The sequence below is a fragment of the Methanococcoides alaskense genome, from assembly GCF_027594145.1.
Classification (GTDB): Archaea; Halobacteriota; Methanosarcinia; order Methanosarcinales; family Methanosarcinaceae; genus Methanococcoides; species Methanococcoides alaskense.
Map to the genome: position 1 here is coordinate 1 of NZ_JAQFFK010000006.1, position 17,394 is coordinate 17,394.

The following is a 17,394-nucleotide window of genomic DNA, read 5'->3' on the forward strand; positions in this document are numbered from 1 at the left end:
CATTATAGTGATCGAAGAACTTGATCCATACCTTGAGGAACAACTCCTGCAATTGATAGGCAAGCACCATCTCGATGTGAACGTACATGGAAAGAAGAATGGTCATTTCCCTGTAAGCGGAGAATATAATGTAGATGTTGTTATCGATGGGATGAACAGCTCCCTTAAAGATATCAATACAGATGTTCCTTTCCTATCTCATTCAGCACCTGTGATCGATAAAGAGAATGTACCTCCCCTTCCCGTAAGACCTCCTACATTATGTGCAGGTTGCATGCACAGGACAGTATTCTACGCATTCAAAAAGGCAGCCGGAAAATTAAAAACCGAAAAGATCAATACTATATTCTCAGGAGATATCGGATGCTACACCCTTGGAAATGCCAAACCTCTCAACATGGTGGACACATGTCTTTGCATGGGAGCAGGGATCAGCATAGCAGCAGGTTTGTCCCATACACATCATTATCAAGAAGGTAAAAAAGCAAAACAGGTGGCATTTATCGGCGATTCTACCTTTTTCCATTCCGGGGTAGCCGCCGTGATAAGTGCAGTGTACAACAATGCTGACATCACTCTTGCAGTCCTTGACAATAGGACCACGGCCATGACAGGCCATCAACCCCATCCGGGCATTGGTCTGACTGCCACAGGTGTTTCCACAAAGGTAATCGATATTGCCGATGTTCTCAGAAGCTGCGGGGTAGATCTTGTCGAGACCATAGATGCCGATGACCTTGGTAAATGTATAGACATTGCAAAAAGGGCCATGGATTTTGAAGGACCTTCTGCTGTCGTATTCAAAGGAAAATGTGTAGGGATCACAAAAGGAGAAGGACAATATGTGGTCGATGAAGATAAATGCACACGTTGCAGGATCTGTGTATCTCAACTTGGATGTCCTGCCATATTCTCACCATCCAACAAACCGCCGGTCATACAGGACAACTGCACTGGTTGCGGTTTGTGTGCACAGGTATGTCCATCAGGTGCTATTGTTCTAAAGGAGGATCTACAATGAAATTCGATATTCTTATTGCAGGTGTGGGCGGACAGGGTGTTGTGCTTGCATCCCGGCTGCTTGCAACGGCTGCCATGGATGCTGGTTTGCATGTAACCACCGCTGAGACCATAGGCATGGCCCAGAGAGAAGGGTCGGTTACCAGCCATGTCAGGATCGGAGATGAGGTATGTGGCTCACTTATTCCCTCAGGAAATGCCGACCTCGTGATAGGACTTGAGCCTGCAGAAGCTGCAAGGAACATTCATTTTTTGGGCATGAATGGCAGCATTGTTGTAAATGAGCATGCTGTAATGCCATCTGTAAACGGATCTGTCAAATACGATCCTGATCAGGTCCTTGAATTCCTGAAGAGTAACTGTCAGGATATCATATCCATCGATTTCACACAACTTGCAAAGCAAGCAGGAACCTATCGGGCAGCAAATGTTGCTATGCTGGCAGCAGCCTCAGGTGCCGATCTCATTCCATTCCCTCCGGGGGATATGTGGAATGTGCTTGAGAAGATGGTGCCGGAAAAGTACAGGGATGTGAACAGGAGGGCTTTTGATATGGCCCTTGAAAAGGTCTCAGGTATAAAGAACCCTGAACAAGCAATCGACATCTGATATTCCAGAGGTGATGCAAATGAATGTTCATGTGGATAATGATCTTAAGGAAAACGCTCCTGACCATGAGAATGGATGTTCCAGTATATATGGCGAGGAGGAAACTTTCAAGCTCAAAAAGCTTCTCAAAAGGGTTGTGTTGGGAAGCTCCTTCTATCAAAGAAAGTTCGAAGAAGCTGGAATTGATATCGATTCCATCAAGACCCTGGAAGATATTGCAAGGCTTCCGTTAACAACTAAAGAGGAATTGCGGGATGCTTATCCACTGGGTCTTCAGGCTGTTCCCGATGAGGATATAATAAGGATACATTCATCATCAGGTACGACCGGCAGTCCTGTCATCATCCCATATACACAGGGAGATGTTGATGTATGGGCAGGTATGATGATGCGCTGCTACCAGATGGCAGGGCTTACCAGAAATGACAGGATACAGATCACACCCGGTTACGGACTTTGGACTGCAGGCATAGGTTTTCAGGCAGGTGCCGAGCTTCTGGGAGCAATGGCAGTTCCAATGGGGCCGGGAAATACAGAAAAACAGTTACAGATGCTGCTCGACCTCAAGTCCACAGCTCTTGCCAGCACCTCATCCTACGCCCTCCTTCTTGCAGAAGAGATCAACAAAAGGGGGTTGAGGGACAATATCGATCTGAAGGTAGGGATCATAGGCTCCGAGCGCTGGAGCCCTAAGATGAGGTCCCGTATCGAGCAAGAGCTCGGTATCGAGACCTTTGACATCTTCGGCCTCACCGAAATATACGGACCCGGTATTGCCATAGATTGTTCCATGCATGATGGTCTTCACTACTGGTCAGACCACCTGCTCTTTGAGATCATAGACCCTGTCACAGAAGAGAGTTTGCCCGATGGCACTCTCGGGGAGCTTGTCATAACGACCCTGACAAAGGAAGGTGCGCCCCTTATACGTTACAGGACGAGGGACCTTACACGTATCATACCCGAACCCTGCAAATGTGGATGCCCCTTCCCTCGCATAGACCGCCTGCTGGGACGTACCGATGACAGGATAAAGATCAAAGGTGTCAACGTCTATCCCGGTCAGATCGAGGATGTCATACAGAGGGTCGAAGGTGTCAGCAGCGAATACCAGATAGTTCTTGAAAGGAACCAGGGCAGGGATTCAATGTTATTCAGGGTCGAGATCGATGGTGCAAATGATCTTGAGAACAACAGGAACAGAGCAGGTTTTTTGAAGAAAGCCTTCAGAGATTTTATAGGTGTCAGTGTGGATGTGGAATGCGTTGGAATGGGGGAACTTCCCCGCAGTGAGAAGAAAAGCAAAAGGGTGATTGATAACAGGGATATGTGAGGACATATCCATTCTTTTTTCAAATGTATGATCATTGTAGGGAGTTGCCATATTCTGAATCTAAAATAAACAATGATGTGTAGGATCTTCACATAATACTCTTTGCAAGCAGCTCTGGGATATAATTCATATTAATATCTCTCCCATTTCTTGCACACTCCTCTATGATGTATGCAAAAAGGACAGTAGCTTCCCATTAACTTCACGAACTTGCTTCCATTGTATCGATCGCTTTCATCATACCCAGTTTGGCCTTAGACATTTCCCTGACAGATATCATGCTCAGACATTCTCTGCAACAGTAAAATGTGTTCAATCCTATCATTTGTATCTCAAGCTCTGTGTTGCAATTTCGACATAGCAGTTTTTCTTCATTTGCCATATTTTCCCCTCCAATCATTTTCCCCTATACTACCATTTATGACTTTTTGAATTTTTACTTTATTTTGCTTTGTTTTTGTATTACATTTAATAATATATATTTGCAGAATATACAGTATACGCACTTCTTTTATATATAACATCATAAAATATATTGATTATTTATTTCCTCTTTGGAACTTTTCTGATTCAGGTAGGGAGAATAAAATTAGCAAGAGGAAATATGGTCATTGCACACATCGGTCAGTTCAATAACTATGATATTATGATAAAATGCTCGATGAAGGTCTCATGGAAATAGAAACAAGACATCCAGGAATTGAGATTTGTGCTAACTTCTTACGAACAATTGAACTGATCTTTAAGTGAATTGAAGTTTGAGGTGAACTGACACCTATCAGTCCTTTAATTGATATTCTTTAGAAATATTTAAGAACTAAAAAAGGGGTACTTATACAAGAGAACAAATGAGAGGCTATATCAATAATTCGGAAAAACGCATGTTCATGCTGTTTGGCTTTATGCTTTTGCCTATGGCATTCCTATGCTATCAAAAAGAACTGTCTTTAAGCGTAATATCCTCTTTGCCACTGTTTCTAATTCTGGTCATAATGCTTGTTACTGCAAACATTGAGATCCCGATAAGCTCCATTAAAACAAAGAAGCTTCAGGCACTTGATAAGGATGCACTGATCCTTGAAGAGATGTTTTCGATCCCACTGGTAAAGGAGCTTTCCTACAGCAGTAAACAGGCTTTTAACACTGTGATCTCCCTGAACTTCGGCGGATTTATCATACCTTTCCTTGTAATGATATTCCTTCTCGTATTCCAGGCGGACTTCGTTGCCCTTGAAGTTATGTTGATAATGATGGTAGCTGTGATATTCCTATCTGAATTTAGAAATGGTATAGGTGTTATTGTACCTGATTACATAGGTATGCTTGCTATTCCTTTTGCACTTATAATCTCCCCTGATAACGTAGCATCTGTCATATTCATTTCCGGCATAGGCGGAATAATTTTTGGAAGCATAGCTACTCTTTTGATGGTAGACAGGGAAAAAAAGGGAAGTGCCGTTATTAGCATCGGCGGAGTTGGAATGTTCAAAGCAATATATAGTACAGCGATCTTGGCTTCACTGGTCTCGTGGTTCCTCTGATAAGGAACTATGAGCCGCATTCATTCTTTCCTGAAGTTTGTTTGACATGAGATTGACAGTTCTATATTTTGCGATCCCTTTATCTGTAAACCTGAATGGCTGAGGCGTTGTGTCAACTTTTGTACCCCTCATCTTCTGGACTGCCATAACAGGTGTGAGAGTAGGTTCTACTTCGTTTACCTGTATCTTGTCCAGGAAAATTATGCCATCGCCTACAAAATCATATGTATCATATGACCTTGCTCTTATACCAAATTCCTTTTCAGTAACAAGGAGTGTGGTGATGTTCATCTTTTTGAGAAGTTTATGCAAAGAACGCCAGGACACGGATCTACGGAACTCTTGCGGATCTGTGAACACATTCAGTGAATCGAACACTATTCTTTGTGGTTTGTAGGTTTCTATTATCTCTCCGATATCTTCAAATGTCAGCATTGACATCCCGAATATCTCAAGATATCCATCATCGATGTGACTTCCAAGGTCCCAGCCAAACCGCATAAAATGCTGGATGAGCTGTGGGATACGTTCTTCAAACGAAAAGAAAAGACACTTTTCATCAGCTTTTACGCCTTCCATTAAAAATTGCATGCCAAGAGTTGTTTTGCCTGTGCCCGGAGGTCCTGTGACAACCACGGAGAACCCTTTTGGAATACCACCTTCAAGCATTTCGTCGAGTCCTAATACACCTGTGCCTATTCTCTTTATGGCTTTATCGATATTGTTGATATCTATCTTGGATTTGAACTTGGTACTGTCAAGTGACAGCAATGCCTTTTCAAGTACCAGATTCTTGGCTCCGAGTTCCTTTTCATATCGTTCAAGTATTTTAACAGCTTCAGAACTTAATGTAGTGTGAACAGGGAACTTATTTCGAGCCATATAATTATGTTGGTGTCTAAGTATTTAAAGATTTACATTTATGTCCACAATATCATAATTTATGTACATAATTCTTCCTCAGGACTGCCATAACCTTCAAGGAATTTGCCACGCCCCTTCTCGGCAATTAACTCCTCATCCCAGATGACCTCGCCTTTTGAAATGGTCATTTTCGGGAATATTGCATCCATGTTCTCAAATGGTGTCCATCCGGCTTTACTGTGAAGCTTGTCTGCTTTTATGGGGGCAGCAGTGTGTGTATCCACAATGATCAGATCAGCATCATACCCTTCAGCAAATACGCCCTTTGAATGCTTTGTATCAAGACCAAAGATACGAGCAGGGTTTCGGCTTGTTACCTCGATCATCCTGCCAATTGGAAGCAGGTTCTTCTTGACGGCCATGAGCATAAGAGGCATAAGTGTCTCCACACCTGGCACACCGGAGGGTGCACTCCTGATGTCAAGGTCCTTGTCAAATTCGGTATGCGGTGCGTGATCGGAAGCTATCGCATTTACAGTTCCATCATTTATGGCATTCATCAGCGCTTTTACGTTCCTGCGATCACGCAGTGGAGGGTTCATCTTCCCGAAAGTGCCAAGCCTGTCCCAGTCCCTTGTCGAAAGGAAAAGGTGGTGTGGTGCCGTCTCACAGGTGACTTTGCTCTCACGTCCTTCATTTTTGGCCACATATGCCTCTTTGCGTATCAGGCCCAATGCATCAAGTGTACTGATGTGACAAAAGTGTGACCTTGTCCCCTTTTCTGCGATGGTCTCAAGCGCATTCTGGACAGCAATTCCCTCACACAGATTCGAGCGTATCCTGGAATGTGAATTGGGAGAAAGATCATGTTTTAACAATTTCTCATTCTCAAGGCGGATGTTCTCATCCTCTGCATGTATACAGGCGACAGCATCAAGTTCCTTGATTATCCCGAGAGCTTCCGAAAAGTCCTTCTCGTCTATATTCAGCCCGCCTGTGGACTCGGCCATGAATATCTCTCCAAACGATGTGACTCCCAATTCCCAAAGAAGGGAAAGTGACTCGAGGTTCTTTGTTACACCACCATTGATGCCGAAATCAATTATCGATTTGCGGTTTGCGAGTTTAAGTTTTTCTTTGAAGGATGATTTGTCAATGGTAGGTGGAATGGTGTTCGGATGCTCGACAACAGTAGTAGTACCACCAGCAGCCGCTGAACATGACCCTGTGTACCAGTCCTCTTTTTTTATCATTCCAGGCTCCCTGAAATGCACATGTACATCAATACCCCCAGGAATTGTCAATGCTCCCTTTGCGTCGATAAGAAGGTCCGGGTCTGCTGAAGTGATATTCTTTGCGATCCGTTGGATCTTCCCGTCATTGATCTGGACTTCACCAGGCTGCAGAATATTGTTGTAGAAGACCTTTGTGTTTGTGATGAGGATATCGGTCATGGTTTTGGATCTCCGATGTTAGTTTGGATAATATATGATGTGTGAAAAGATATCTGAATTTACATGTTTATGCATTATAAGATTGTCCATTTTTGATGAAGGCATTCAATTGATCATATATTAATAATTCAAAAATTAAGCACTAATAATTGATAATGTTTATATCTACATCACCCATAAACTTTATTGTAAGTGATATGGTAATTGATAAGGGGGGAGTATGAGATGGATGAAAGTGTGATCAAGATCACAACAGCAAATCCGGCACCATTGGGATTAATGGGGTTTGGAATGACCACGGTGTTACTTAATTTGCATAATGCAGGATTCTTTGGACTGGGAGTAACTATCTTAGCCATGGGTCTGTTTTATGGGGGAATCGCTCAAATTATAGCAGGGGTAATGGAATGGAAAAATGGTAATACCTTTGGGACAACGGCATTCACGTCATATGGAGCATTCTGGCTTACTTTAGTATTCATACTGATCGCACCAAAATTAGGCATAGGAGAAGCTCCAAGCGCAATAGAAATGTCAGCATATCTATTCATGTGGGGACTGTTCACCTTCGGGATGTTCATAGGTACCTTCAAAGCTAACAGGGCCTTGCAAGTCGTCTTCGGATCATTGACATTGTTATTCTTATTGCTGGCCATATCCGATCTCACAGGAAATGCAGCATTGAAGCAATTCGCTGGTTATGAAGGGATCTTTTGTGGCCTTAGTGCAATATACCTGGCACTGGCTGAAATAATAAATGAAAAGTTCGGTAGAACGATCTTGCCAATAGGTGAATAATAAGATTTTGTATTTGCTTTAACATCTTAATGAAAGGTGTTAGATCATTCTTTTTAAATTTTAGATCGATATTTAATTTCTCGATAAATATATAGAATATATATTACTATTGCTTCTATACGGGTATATATACTTCACTATATAATATACTGAGAGACTATATATGCATTTCAACTCATTTGCACCTTTATAGGACTGGTCCACCAGGCAAAAAGGATAGGTTCAAGAAGGTCTAAAAATGTCCAAAAAATCAATCTCATATATTATCACACTCTTGCTGGTCACTTCACTTGCTCTTTTCGGAGCAGGTTGTGTTGGTAATGACGATAGTGAAGCAGAAATGCAGTCGATTATGATCAAGGGATCCGATACAGTTCTTCCACTTGCACAGGCTGAAGCTGAAGTTTACATGATGGAATACCCTGACACGAGTATATCCATCATCGGAGGAGGGTCCGGTGTGGGAATCGCAGCACTCATTGATGGCGAAATAGACATCGCAATGACATCAAGAGAAATGAAAGGATCAGAGATAGAGAATGCACAGGCAAATGGCATCGATCCTGTTGAGCAGACAATTGCATGGGATGGCATCTCTGTTGTAGTAAACCCGGAAAACCCCGTATCGGATCTGACATTCGAGCAGATCAAAGCGATCTATGTAGGAGACGTCTCCAACTGGAATGAGGTCGGTGGTGAAGACCGTGAAATAGTAGTCCTCTCACGTGACAGCAGTTCCGGCACTTACGAATACTTCAAGGAAGAAGTAATGGAAGGCAACGAATACAGGGCTGATGCACTTATCAACCCATCAACCGGAGCGATCATCCAGACCGTGTCACAGAACAAGAACGCTATCGGTTATGTCGGTGTTGCTTATCTTGATGGTACTACAAAAGCACTTGCAGTGGACAATGGCAGCGGTGCTGAAGAACCAACCTCAGAGAACATTCTCGCAGGTACATACCCACTTGCAAGACCGCTTTATTTCTACACCAACGGTGAACCAACAGGCCTTGCACTTGAGTTCATTGAATTCCTCTCCAGCGAGACCGGAGAAGAAACAGTCTTTGAAGTAGGGTACTTCCCTGCTTAACTTTTTTAATACCCTCTAAGGATAAGGGATAGATCATGATGCATAGAAAAAAGAAGGAAAAGGCAATTGAATCCACGCTCTTAATGGTAAGTGGAGTTACAGTTGTAGCCCTATTCCTTCTTTGTTTTTTCCTTTTTAGAGAAGGATATCTTTTGTTCGGTGATTATTCCATCATTTCGTTCTTAACCGAAACTTCTTGGTATCCCTCATCATCACCGGCAAAATTCGGATTGTTGCCTCTGTTGACAGGATCATTGATCGTAACAGCCGGCGCCATTGTCCTTTCAGTGCCTCTTGGACTTGCTTCTGCTATCTATATATCAGAACTCGCAGACCCCAAAATAGCACAATTGATCAAACCATTTGTTGAGATCCTCGCAGGCATACCTTCTGTTGTTTACGGTTTCTTCGGACTTATCGTAGTGGTCCCATTATTACAGGACCTGTTAGATCTTCCCACGGGACAGACAGCCCTCGCAGGTTCTATCATGCTTGGAATGATGGCATTGCCTACAATTATATCAGTGTCAGAGGATGCCATTAATTCAGTTCCCACTGCACTCAAGGAAGGTTCCCTTGCCCTTGGAAGTACCAAATGGCAGACCATCTACAGAGTAGTATTACCGGCAGCACTGTCAGGAATATCCGCAGCCGTTATGCTTGGTATCGGAAGAGCTATCGGTGAGACCATGACCGTCATGATGGTCACAGGAAATACTGCGATCATACCCGGAATTCCCGAAGGTCTTTTTGATCCGGTAAGGACAATGACCGCGACCATTGCCCTTGAAATGGGAGAAGTTCCACAGGGAAGTGAACATTTCCATGCCCTGTTCGCAGTAGGCGCAGTACTTTTCCTAATAACATTCATGATCAATCTTATCGCTGATAGCGTTAAGAAGAAATACAGACTCCAGGAGGGAGTATGATGTTCTTAAGACCAAAGACATCCGAGAAGCTGGCATTTGCTACGCTAAGGCTCTCCATGGCGCTTGTGCTCGCTTTCGTATCGATCATTGTGATCTATATCACTGTCAACGGATACAGTGCACTCAGCCTTGATTTCATAACCCAGATGCCGATGAAAAGAATGACCCAGGGAGGCATTTATCCGGCTATAATGGGAAGTTTGATGCTCATAGGACTTTCAATGGCCTTTGCCATTCCTCTTGGCATACTCTCAGCAATTTACCTTAATGAATATTCAACTCCGGGACGTGCTTCCTGGGCAATTGAGATGGCGATCAATAATCTTGCAGGTACACCATCAGTAGTGTTCGGTCTTTTCGGACTGGCATTGTTCGTCAAGTACTTTGGATTCGGAGCTTCGCTCCTGTCAGCCTCCCTGACGTTGGCTTTGCTAATAGTACCCGTGATAATCCGTGCAAGCAAAGAAGCATTGATGACAGTACCACAGGAATACAGGGAAGCTTCCCTTGCTCTTGGCGTTACTAAATGGCAGACCACAAGAAAGGTCATACTTCCTGCAGCGATCCCCGGAATGATGACAGGTATAATCCTGAGTATCGGCAGGGTTGCAGGTGAAACAGCACCCATACTGCTCACAGGTGCAGCATACTTCTTACCAAGAATACCGGATTCGGTGTTCTCCCAGTTCATGGCATTGCCATACCACCTTTTCGTGCTGGCGACCTCGGGTACGAGTATAGCACAAACACGTCCGATCCAGTATGGAACAGCATTGATACTGCTCTTGATAGTTGTTATGATGAACAGCATCGCAGTACTGATAAGAAGACATTATCGGAACAAATTGAACAGGTAAAAGAGAATTCGAGGATGATCTTATGTCTAAAAATGAAATTAATACGAATATCAATATTAAAGACCTCAATCTCTGGTATGGTGAAAAACACGCACTCAAAGATATTTCACTCGACATACCGGAAAAAAGTGTTACTGCTTTGATAGGTCCTTCAGGTTGTGGAAAATCCACTTTCCTCAGATGTCTGAACCGTATGAACGATCTGGTAAAATCATGCAGAATAGAAGGAGAAGTACTTGTTGATGATGAGAACATCTACGAAAAGGATGTGGATGTCGTTGACCTGAGGAAAAAGGTTGGCATGGTCTTCCAGAAGCCAAATCCTTTCCCCATGTCGATCTATGATAATATAGCATATGGTCCAAAGATACATGGTTGTTCAAAATCCGAGACCAATGAAAGGGTACACAAGGCACTCAATGATGCTGCCCTTATGGGAGAGGTACAGGACAGGCTTGGAGATCCGGCTTTTTCGCTTAGTGGCGGACAACAGCAAAGGTTGTGCATTGCAAGAGCACTTGCAGTCAAGCCTGAAATACTACTGTTCGACGAACCATGCAGCGCTCTTGACCCTATATCCACATCCAAGATCGAGGATCTTATTCTTGAACTTAAAAAGGATTACACCATTGTCATTGTGACACACAATATGCAACAAGCAGCACGTATTTCCGACCATACGGCGTTCTTCCTGCTTGGAGAACTTATCGAGTTTGGAAGGACAAAGCACATATTTGAAGATCCGCAGGTGAAGAGCACCGAGGATTACATAACAGGAAGATTCGGTTGATATCATGGTCAGAGAAAGATTCAGTCAGCGACTTGAGGACCTCAGGTCGGAAATTCAGGAGATGGGAGTTCTATCCCAGAAAATGCTGGTGAATTCCATACAGGCATTGGAATATCTTGACCTTGAACTTGCAAAGAATGTCATTGAGATGGATTCCATTGTTGATGATCTTGAATATGATGTAGAGAAAGCTACCGTGCACTTGCTGGCCTTACAGCAACCAATGGCAAAGGACCTTCGTTTGATTACCGCTTCTTATAAGATAGCCATCGACCTTGAAAGAATGAGCGATTTTGCAGTGAACATAGCGGAACTTGTTAGTAAGATCGAAGGTGAGCACGTCATACCTTTGGCGGAGATCAACACGATCGCATCCATCACACAAATGATGATGGAGAATTCAATGAAAGCCTATGCTGAAAATGATGCTGAACTTGCAAAGGCTACTGCTGAAGAAGATAGTCAGGTTGACAGATTGTTCTATTCCACCTGGCAAAAACTGGTGAACCTGATGATAGAGGATGCAACCCTGATCCCGAATGCTGTCGATCTTATCTTTGTTCTCAGATATCTGGAACGCATTGCTGACCATGCATGCAATATCTGTGAGGGTGTTGTTTATATCGCAACTAATCAGAGGGTCAACCTGAATTAAAAAAATGGAGATAAGGTTAAATGAGCCTTATCTACATCATTTTTTTATTTCATTTATTTTCATTTCTTATTTGTCGGGACCTCATAGACCTAGTGGGGAAGGGGGGCTAGGATGGATAATGATACCGTGAAATTAGCTTACTTGTATTGGTCCAAGTAATTTTCTCCATGGTTCATAACAGACAAAGAACTCAAGAAGGACAATTTAGTAAAGCAAAGTCTCTATATATGTGCTATCTCCTTATTGAAGATACTTCTTGTTTTTAATTTACAAAATAATTTCTAAAAATGGAGATTTACTATTTTGAACTCTGTTATGATGGTAAAAAAAGCTATTCACTACAATACAATACAGAACATTCTGCAACATTATGAATGTCCTGATAGCTGTAAGGCAGAATGTTGCAGGAATGGACAAGTCCATATATTCGAAGATGAGTTCAACTTTTTAAAAGAAAATTATCCTGAAAAAGTGAAGGATATTAAAAGTGATCTTCTTGTTCCAGCTCTTTATGTTATGACCAGCCCATGTTCATTTCTTAACCCGACCAACAGATGTGAGATCTATGAAAAAAGACTAACTGTTTGTGGTATGTACCCATTCAAAGTGAACGATTCAGGGATATCATTGGGATTACAACCATGTCCATTGGGTTTTATGATCATCAAAGACATATCAGCCTGGGCAATGGACACAATATCGACAGCAGATATTCCTGCTGCTGAAAAAGCTGAAAAACTGCTGCAATGGGAGACAAGCCTTGAGTCTTATGCAAAGGAAGCTTCGGATTTCTATTCCAGAGAGTCCCTGCAAGAAATGCAGATACCTTACGATGAACTTGAGATGCTGTCCATGTTCCTGCGATCTAAAAAATGAATTGAAGAAGATCAATGATATATCTGAGATACCGGAGAACCATTGTTCAATATAAAAAGATCAATACTTACTCCCTGATATTTTAGAATCAAAGCTACTTACAGGTAAGTTCCCTAAGATTAAAAGAGCGATTAGTTTCATTGTTGATATTGCTGTTATGAACCTGATCGAAAAGGGAGTTATGGATAGTAAGGACTTTATCAGGACTGAGAGTTTTTCATTAAGGCTTAGACCTACTGGAGCAAGGAAGGTTACTGATGAGTTTAATTCTCTGATGAACAGTAAGGTCGAGTATAGGAAGAAGAAGAAGAATTTCTGGAAATCTGTCCTGTTGCTCAAGGCGAGAAAGTTAAGTCATCAGCTTGTAGGAAGACAGGCGATTTCCAGAATCTATCTTATGAAATTGACAGGCATGATTCTGATAAAATCAGGCAAAAGCTTTCGACTTCGCCCAACCTTTGCGGCTGCAAGCCGTCGCCTAGATGCCTTGGTTAGGCGAGTCGATAAAATCTGACACCATGCCACAAAGTCTCAATTTCTAGTGCTGTACCCTCAGCCAAACTTACGCGTTTACCCAACCAACAATGCCTCGGTAGTTCACTAGTTTCCACCCTTCATCCCCTTCTTCTAACAGATCGGCATCATTCAACGTGGGTACTACCCCAACCACTGAGGCGATATCGGAGGCTTCGACCCGTATAGGAAAGTCTCGAACTGGGGGCGCGGCCGAGAGAAAGTCCATCAGCTCACGACGTATGTTTTCATCTTCATGGTTTTCTGCAATCTCGGCTATGTCCTCAAAGACAAGTGTTTGGGACAGGACAATCGGCTGTATCTGATCCTGGTAGCGGCTCCAGTGGCATTGAGCGAGCACATGTTCGTCAATCTTGATGTCGACCTCTGTCTGTTTGACACCAATCCGGTTGATCTGTCGCCCTACTATGTCCCAGGCGTCGAATGCGGATCCGGCAACATGAGAAGGAACATTCAAGCGGACACTGTCGCCCTTAGAAAAGATGCGAATCATGCGGTAAAACCCATCGCTGCGATTGGCCAGGTCGGGTGAGCACTTTATGACGGCGCCCGGCGTAGATCCCAGTGACTGCACGTTCAGGACACGCTGATCATCGGGTGCCGAGGTGACATCAGAGCTGAACTCGAAATAGAGTTTGGTGATGCGAGGCCTCTGGTTCATCCGCAACTCCGGTGAATACAATACGTTGATGGACAGATCCGACCAAACCGGTGGCAGGGATACTTTTTGTTTGATATTCTCCGCTCCGCTGCCAAGCACCAGATCGAGCACATCCTCATTCCCCTTGCTAATTTCACTCGCACGGATTTCCCCGGAAGCTAGCAAGGTCCAACTCCACTTGCGAGTCTCATCGCTGTAGACGGAGTACAGCGCCTCTGCTTTTCGAATGGTCCCACTATGGGCGGGCTGAACGGAAACTATGACGTTATCTGTCTCTGTCAACGCTGGCCCGTTCGGGTCAAACTCGAGCTTCTTGAGCACGACATTGCTCAGGCGGGCGAGCTGTTGATCAGGGAGAACCAGTCCATATGCGAGCGGGTCTACCACCACATTTCCAGAATCGTTCAAGGCAGCTATGACCTCAGGAGTCTGCTTGCTGCTCAGGCCCAGCTGAAGGGTGATCGTGGTCTCGTTGAAGCTGAAATCATCCAGCAGTTGGTTGCGTACCGTGTCCAGATTCTTCTGGTAAAGCGGTTCGAGTACCGTGGCTTGCAGGTCCAGCGAGGCGGCATTGAACTCGTCTTCCGATTTCAGAAGCTCGTTGATTTTGTCGGCCACTTCTGTCAGCTTCCAGTCGACTTTTATGGATTTGAGCACGGTTGTCTCGTATGCCTTCACCATGAAATATAGATGCCGGAGCAGGGTGAGACGGGACTGTTGTCCCATCTGCCGAACGCAGCCCATGGCCACCGGGTTCAGCTTGCCATGATTCTTACTGCGCTCCTGCTGCATGATGAAGACAGCCGCAGCATTGGATGAAACCCGGGCGTAGCCATCGCCTAGCGATTGGAATGCGTCCATCAAATTGCTGAAGAAAGCAGCCTTTCTCTCATTGAGATCGCGGATATCCTTGGCGAGCTTGTTCCATTCCTCGCTCTCAGATTCCAATCGTTGCAGCTCGGCCTCGACCTCCGACTGTGGCACCTGCAAAGCCTGCAGACCCTGCGAAACCTGGGAGAGGGCTGGCCCCAGGCCGTCGCCTACCTTTGCCCACGCCGATACCCCGTCCTTCGCACTCTGCGCATCCTTGGCCGGTGCACTCCCCTTCTCTTTGCCGGCTTCCTTGCCGGCTTCCTTGGCCTTCTTGCCTGCTTCGCGCGCTTTCGTGAGCATATCCCCCATCTTGGAAACCGTGTCCGGCGCGCCAGCATCATCGCCTCCGATGAAATCGGTCGCCACGCTAGCCAGCGAACCGACAGTGCCCAGAGCCGGCTGGCCTACCGGGACTACCTGACATAAGGCAGCAGCCATCTTGATCGCGAACTTGATCTGCCCCTGCTTATCAAGATCACCCTGGGCCTGGCTAAGGAGATTGTTCCGCAAAATCTCCAGCTGATTGCTCATGCTGTTCAGCTCTTGCTCGAGAGCATCAATGCGGTTCATTACCTTGCTAATCTCGACCTCTGAGCTGGCCACCTGAGCGGCAGCCTGCTGGCTATCCTCATTCAGGCTGATGATGGCGTCTCCGAGGGCCTTGGCGGTTTCCTTGGCATCACGCTCCTTGGCATCGATCCAGCCGGCGAGCAGGAGTGTTCGAAGTGCCCGCCGCGTCTCCTCTGCGTACAACTTGATTGTTCCCTGTAGAGACAATAGTGGCGTATAGCCTGCAGCGTTGCCGAAATAGTCGAGATGGCCACGCAGGCGCTGCAGCATCGAGGCGACTTCGCTCTGCGCCGCCGTCCACTGTGCCATGGTGCCGTCATCCCAAGCATTGTTGTTCGGTAGCGGCACTGCAAGCACACCCTCGTAGATGCAAAGCAGATCCTGCACCTCGACTCGATTCCCTGACAGAAACAGGTCCCGAGTGTATTCGAGCGTCTTCTGGAGACCAAGGGGATGCAACCACGCATTGGTTTCAGGTATGACGCTGGGTTCGGGCGTACTCCCTGCTCCATGAGGTGCACTTTGGGCCTTGGCATCTTCCCCCTTTGCGGTCTTGTTTGAGTTGGTCTTGGTTACCTCTTTGTGGGCGTTGTTGGTGCCGAAGAGGTTTTCCCAAAGCTTGACTTTGTACTTTCCACACGACCTTGGAATGCCAGGCTTGCCACCCCGGTAATCGCTCTCCTTGGTTCCTGCTTGCCCGCCGGTGTTCTTAAAACTCGGCACCACAGCCGCGAGATTGGTAGTGAGGCTGCCGCCGTTCCCCCCATCTCCCGGGATGCCGGGGGCTAGTGCGTTGCCTCCATTTGTAGGAAACGAGTTTTCCCCGCACTTGCCATGGGCAACTTGGGAGAGGGCCCACCTCCACTCGTAGTCGACGTAGACGGCGACAGGCTTGAAGTTGACCGTGACCGAACTCTTGGAAATGTCGGAATCTGTGACTTTGAAGGGAATACTCGAATAGCTGCCCATTTTCACACCCGGATTTCCGTCCATACCTGCTCCGGGATCCTGCCCACGTCCACCCAGAGCTAACAGTCGAGGCCACGAGTCGTCGGCAGAATCAACCTCCGACACAAACAACTGAAATGTGCCCGCGTTCCGTCCTGCTACTCCGTTCTTCCCAGGATCAGATCTAACGGCGTTCCCAGCCTTGGGGATCACCCAAGGAAGCGGCGACGTATTGATGGCTGCGTCGGCCGTTGCCCACACCAGACGCCGCGCATAGATTGTCACGTCGGCCTCGGGCACAGACAACTCACCGTGTATCTCGATGGTATCGCAGCAGATTTGCAGAGAACGCGTTGCCACATAAGGGTCCTGAGGGTCGAGTTTCTGAGTGTTTCGGTCGACGTGAAGCACGTCCCACAGCCCATTCGGATTATCCTGTGCCAACACAATATGCACCCCGTCAACTGTATGGTTTTGTGACTTATCTAAATTCGTGGTAGTGAATCGTTTAATGTACAGCGTGCTGGTTGCTAAGGGCTTCTCCGGATAGGACTCAAGGAACATCTGCTGAGGGCTCACTCCGGAGAGGTCAATGACATCGTTTGTATTCATTTTGTCTCTTCTCCAAATATAGTGAAACAAGAATCATACAAAATATATAATACTCATTTCATATATTAATCATTATTCTTATTTGTTTATATCTGACTAAATAATATTGTAAATGATGTCATATACTTTCTTTGCAATATATTCTTTGCGAACCAATGGTTCTGAAAAGAAGTTATAATCCAAAATATCACTGAATAAGCTAGAGTTACTACAATATAAGGCTTGATCAATAAAAACCAAAAAATGCAACACAATATATATTTTGTATAAATAAAGATATGGGGGTTTAAACCTCCAATTATAGTTAATAGCGAAATATTTTATACATTAGTATCTCATAGATAATTATTCCAAATCTTAAATTTACATAGAGA

General features: G+C 44.9%; 16 protein-coding genes. 12 read left to right on the top strand and 4 right to left on the bottom strand.

Going from position 1 to position 17,394, the window contains the following annotated elements:
* From PBV53_RS09240 to PBV53_RS09250, 3 genes are all read left to right on the top strand, one after another.
* On the top strand, positions 1 to 1,021 hold a 1,021-nt coding region (locus PBV53_RS09240; protein ID WP_270096900.1), incomplete at its 5' end, for a thiamine pyrophosphate-dependent enzyme.
* Positions 1,018 to 1,629 carry an indolepyruvate oxidoreductase subunit beta gene (locus PBV53_RS09245; RefSeq protein WP_270096901.1) on the top strand — a complete coding sequence of 204 codons (612 nt, stop codon included), beginning with the start codon at positions 1,018 to 1,020 and terminating at the stop codon, positions 1,627 to 1,629. The genes PBV53_RS09240 and PBV53_RS09245, both read left to right, overlap by 4 nt.
* Positions 1,630 to 1,648: 19 nt before the next feature.
* Entirely contained in the window at positions 1,649 to 2,962 is a 1,314-nt protein-coding gene (locus tag PBV53_RS09250; RefSeq protein WP_270096902.1) for a phenylacetate--CoA ligase family protein, read from the top strand.
* A gap of 202 nt (positions 2,963 to 3,164) precedes the next feature.
* Here PBV53_RS09250 and PBV53_RS09255 read toward each other — a convergent pair whose 3' ends face one another.
* Positions 3,165 to 3,344, bottom strand: coding sequence for a hypothetical protein (locus PBV53_RS09255; RefSeq protein WP_270096903.1), 180 nt, complete (start codon positions 3,342 to 3,344; stop codon positions 3,165 to 3,167).
* 466 nt (positions 3,345 to 3,810) lie between these two features.
* Between PBV53_RS09255 and PBV53_RS09260 the strand changes: the two genes are divergently transcribed.
* Positions 3,811 to 4,503, top strand: coding sequence for a DUF1614 domain-containing protein (locus tag PBV53_RS09260; protein WP_270096904.1), 693 nt, complete (start codon positions 3,811 to 3,813; stop codon positions 4,501 to 4,503).
* On the opposite strand, the gene PBV53_RS09265 is transcribed toward PBV53_RS09260, so the two are convergent.
* Complete coding sequence (locus PBV53_RS09265) at positions 4,480 to 5,385, bottom strand: RAD55 family ATPase (protein ID WP_270096905.1); 906 nt, start codon at positions 5,383 to 5,385, stop codon at positions 4,480 to 4,482. The genes PBV53_RS09260 and PBV53_RS09265 overlap by 24 nt on opposite strands.
* 59 nt (positions 5,386 to 5,444) lie before the next feature.
* Positions 5,445 to 6,821 (bottom strand): dihydroorotase, encoded by a 1,377-nt coding sequence (locus PBV53_RS09270; protein ID WP_270096906.1) that lies wholly within the window; start codon positions 6,819 to 6,821, stop codon positions 5,445 to 5,447.
* Between the two features lie 225 nt (positions 6,822 to 7,046).
* Between PBV53_RS09270 and PBV53_RS09275 the strand changes: the two genes are divergently transcribed.
* From PBV53_RS09275 to PBV53_RS09310, 8 genes are all read left to right on the top strand, one after another.
* Positions 7,047 to 7,619, top strand: coding sequence for an acetate uptake transporter (locus PBV53_RS09275; RefSeq protein ID WP_270096907.1), 573 nt, complete (start codon positions 7,047 to 7,049; stop codon positions 7,617 to 7,619).
* Between the two features lie 238 nt (positions 7,620 to 7,857).
* Positions 7,858 to 8,715 (top strand): PstS family phosphate ABC transporter substrate-binding protein, encoded by an 858-nt coding sequence (locus PBV53_RS09280; RefSeq protein WP_270096908.1) that lies wholly within the window; start codon positions 7,858 to 7,860, stop codon positions 8,713 to 8,715.
* A gap of 35 nt (positions 8,716 to 8,750) precedes the next feature.
* The gene (gene pstC / locus PBV53_RS09285; RefSeq protein ID WP_270096909.1) at positions 8,751 to 9,644 is read left to right on the top strand and encodes a phosphate ABC transporter permease subunit PstC; all 894 of its coding nucleotides are present in this window, start codon (positions 8,751 to 8,753) and stop codon (positions 9,642 to 9,644) included.
* Entirely contained in the window at positions 9,641 to 10,501 is an 861-nt protein-coding gene (gene pstA / locus PBV53_RS09290) for a phosphate ABC transporter permease PstA (protein ID WP_270096910.1), read from the top strand. The genes pstC and pstA overlap by 4 nt, the downstream gene beginning before the upstream one ends.
* Before the next feature lie 22 nt (positions 10,502 to 10,523).
* Positions 10,524 to 11,291 carry a phosphate ABC transporter ATP-binding protein PstB gene (pstB, locus tag PBV53_RS09295; RefSeq protein WP_270096911.1) on the top strand — a complete coding sequence of 256 codons (768 nt, stop codon included), beginning with the start codon at positions 10,524 to 10,526 and terminating at the stop codon, positions 11,289 to 11,291.
* Between the two features lie 4 nt (positions 11,292 to 11,295).
* Positions 11,296 to 11,946: a phosphate signaling complex protein PhoU gene (gene phoU / locus PBV53_RS09300; RefSeq protein WP_270096912.1), complete on the top strand. Its 651-nt coding sequence runs from the start codon at positions 11,296 to 11,298 to the stop codon at positions 11,944 to 11,946.
* Positions 11,947 to 12,249: 303 nt separating this feature from the next.
* The gene (locus tag PBV53_RS09305; protein ID WP_270096913.1) at positions 12,250 to 12,822 is read left to right on the top strand and encodes a YkgJ family cysteine cluster protein; all 573 of its coding nucleotides are present in this window, start codon (positions 12,250 to 12,252) and stop codon (positions 12,820 to 12,822) included.
* A 157-nt stretch (positions 12,823 to 12,979) separates the two neighbouring features.
* Positions 12,980 to 13,336 carry a hypothetical protein gene (locus PBV53_RS09310; RefSeq protein ID WP_270096914.1) on the top strand — a complete coding sequence of 119 codons (357 nt, stop codon included), beginning with the start codon at positions 12,980 to 12,982 and terminating at the stop codon, positions 13,334 to 13,336.
* A 48-nt stretch (positions 13,337 to 13,384) separates the two neighbouring features.
* Here the strand turns inward: PBV53_RS09310 and PBV53_RS09315 are convergent, their stop codons facing one another.
* A complete protein-coding gene (locus PBV53_RS09315) occupies positions 13,385 to 17,020 on the bottom strand; it encodes a hypothetical protein (protein ID WP_270096915.1) in 3,636 nt (1,211 codons plus the stop codon).
* Positions 17,021 to 17,394 lie beyond the last annotated feature (374 nt).

Coding starts and splice junctions, on each gene's coding strand:
- PBV53_RS09245 (WP_270096901.1), top strand. CDS start 1,018: ATGAAATTCGATATTCTTATTGCAGGTGTGGGCGGACAGGGTGTTGTG.
- PBV53_RS09250 (WP_270096902.1), top strand. CDS start 1,649: ATGAATGTTCATGTGGATAATGATCTTAAGGAAAACGCTCCTGACCAT.
- PBV53_RS09255 (WP_270096903.1), bottom strand. CDS start 3,344: ATGGCAAATGAAGAAAAACTGCTATGTCGAAATTGCAACACAGAGCTT.
- PBV53_RS09260 (WP_270096904.1), top strand. CDS start 3,811: ATGAGAGGCTATATCAATAATTCGGAAAAACGCATGTTCATGCTGTTT.
- PBV53_RS09265 (WP_270096905.1), bottom strand. CDS start 5,385: ATGGCTCGAAATAAGTTCCCTGTTCACACTACATTAAGTTCTGAAGCT.
- PBV53_RS09270 (WP_270096906.1), bottom strand. CDS start 6,821: ATGACCGATATCCTCATCACAAACACAAAGGTCTTCTACAACAATATT.
- PBV53_RS09275 (WP_270096907.1), top strand. CDS start 7,047: ATGGATGAAAGTGTGATCAAGATCACAACAGCAAATCCGGCACCATTG.
- PBV53_RS09280 (WP_270096908.1), top strand. CDS start 7,858: ATGTCCAAAAAATCAATCTCATATATTATCACACTCTTGCTGGTCACT.
- pstC (WP_270096909.1), top strand. CDS start 8,751: ATGATGCATAGAAAAAAGAAGGAAAAGGCAATTGAATCCACGCTCTTA.
- pstA (WP_270096910.1), top strand. CDS start 9,641: ATGATGTTCTTAAGACCAAAGACATCCGAGAAGCTGGCATTTGCTACG.
- pstB (WP_270096911.1), top strand. CDS start 10,524: ATGTCTAAAAATGAAATTAATACGAATATCAATATTAAAGACCTCAAT.
- phoU (WP_270096912.1), top strand. CDS start 11,296: ATGGTCAGAGAAAGATTCAGTCAGCGACTTGAGGACCTCAGGTCGGAA.
- PBV53_RS09310 (WP_270096914.1), top strand. CDS start 12,980: ATGAACCTGATCGAAAAGGGAGTTATGGATAGTAAGGACTTTATCAGG.
- PBV53_RS09315 (WP_270096915.1), bottom strand. CDS start 17,020: ATGAATACAAACGATGTCATTGACCTCTCCGGAGTGAGCCCTCAGCAG.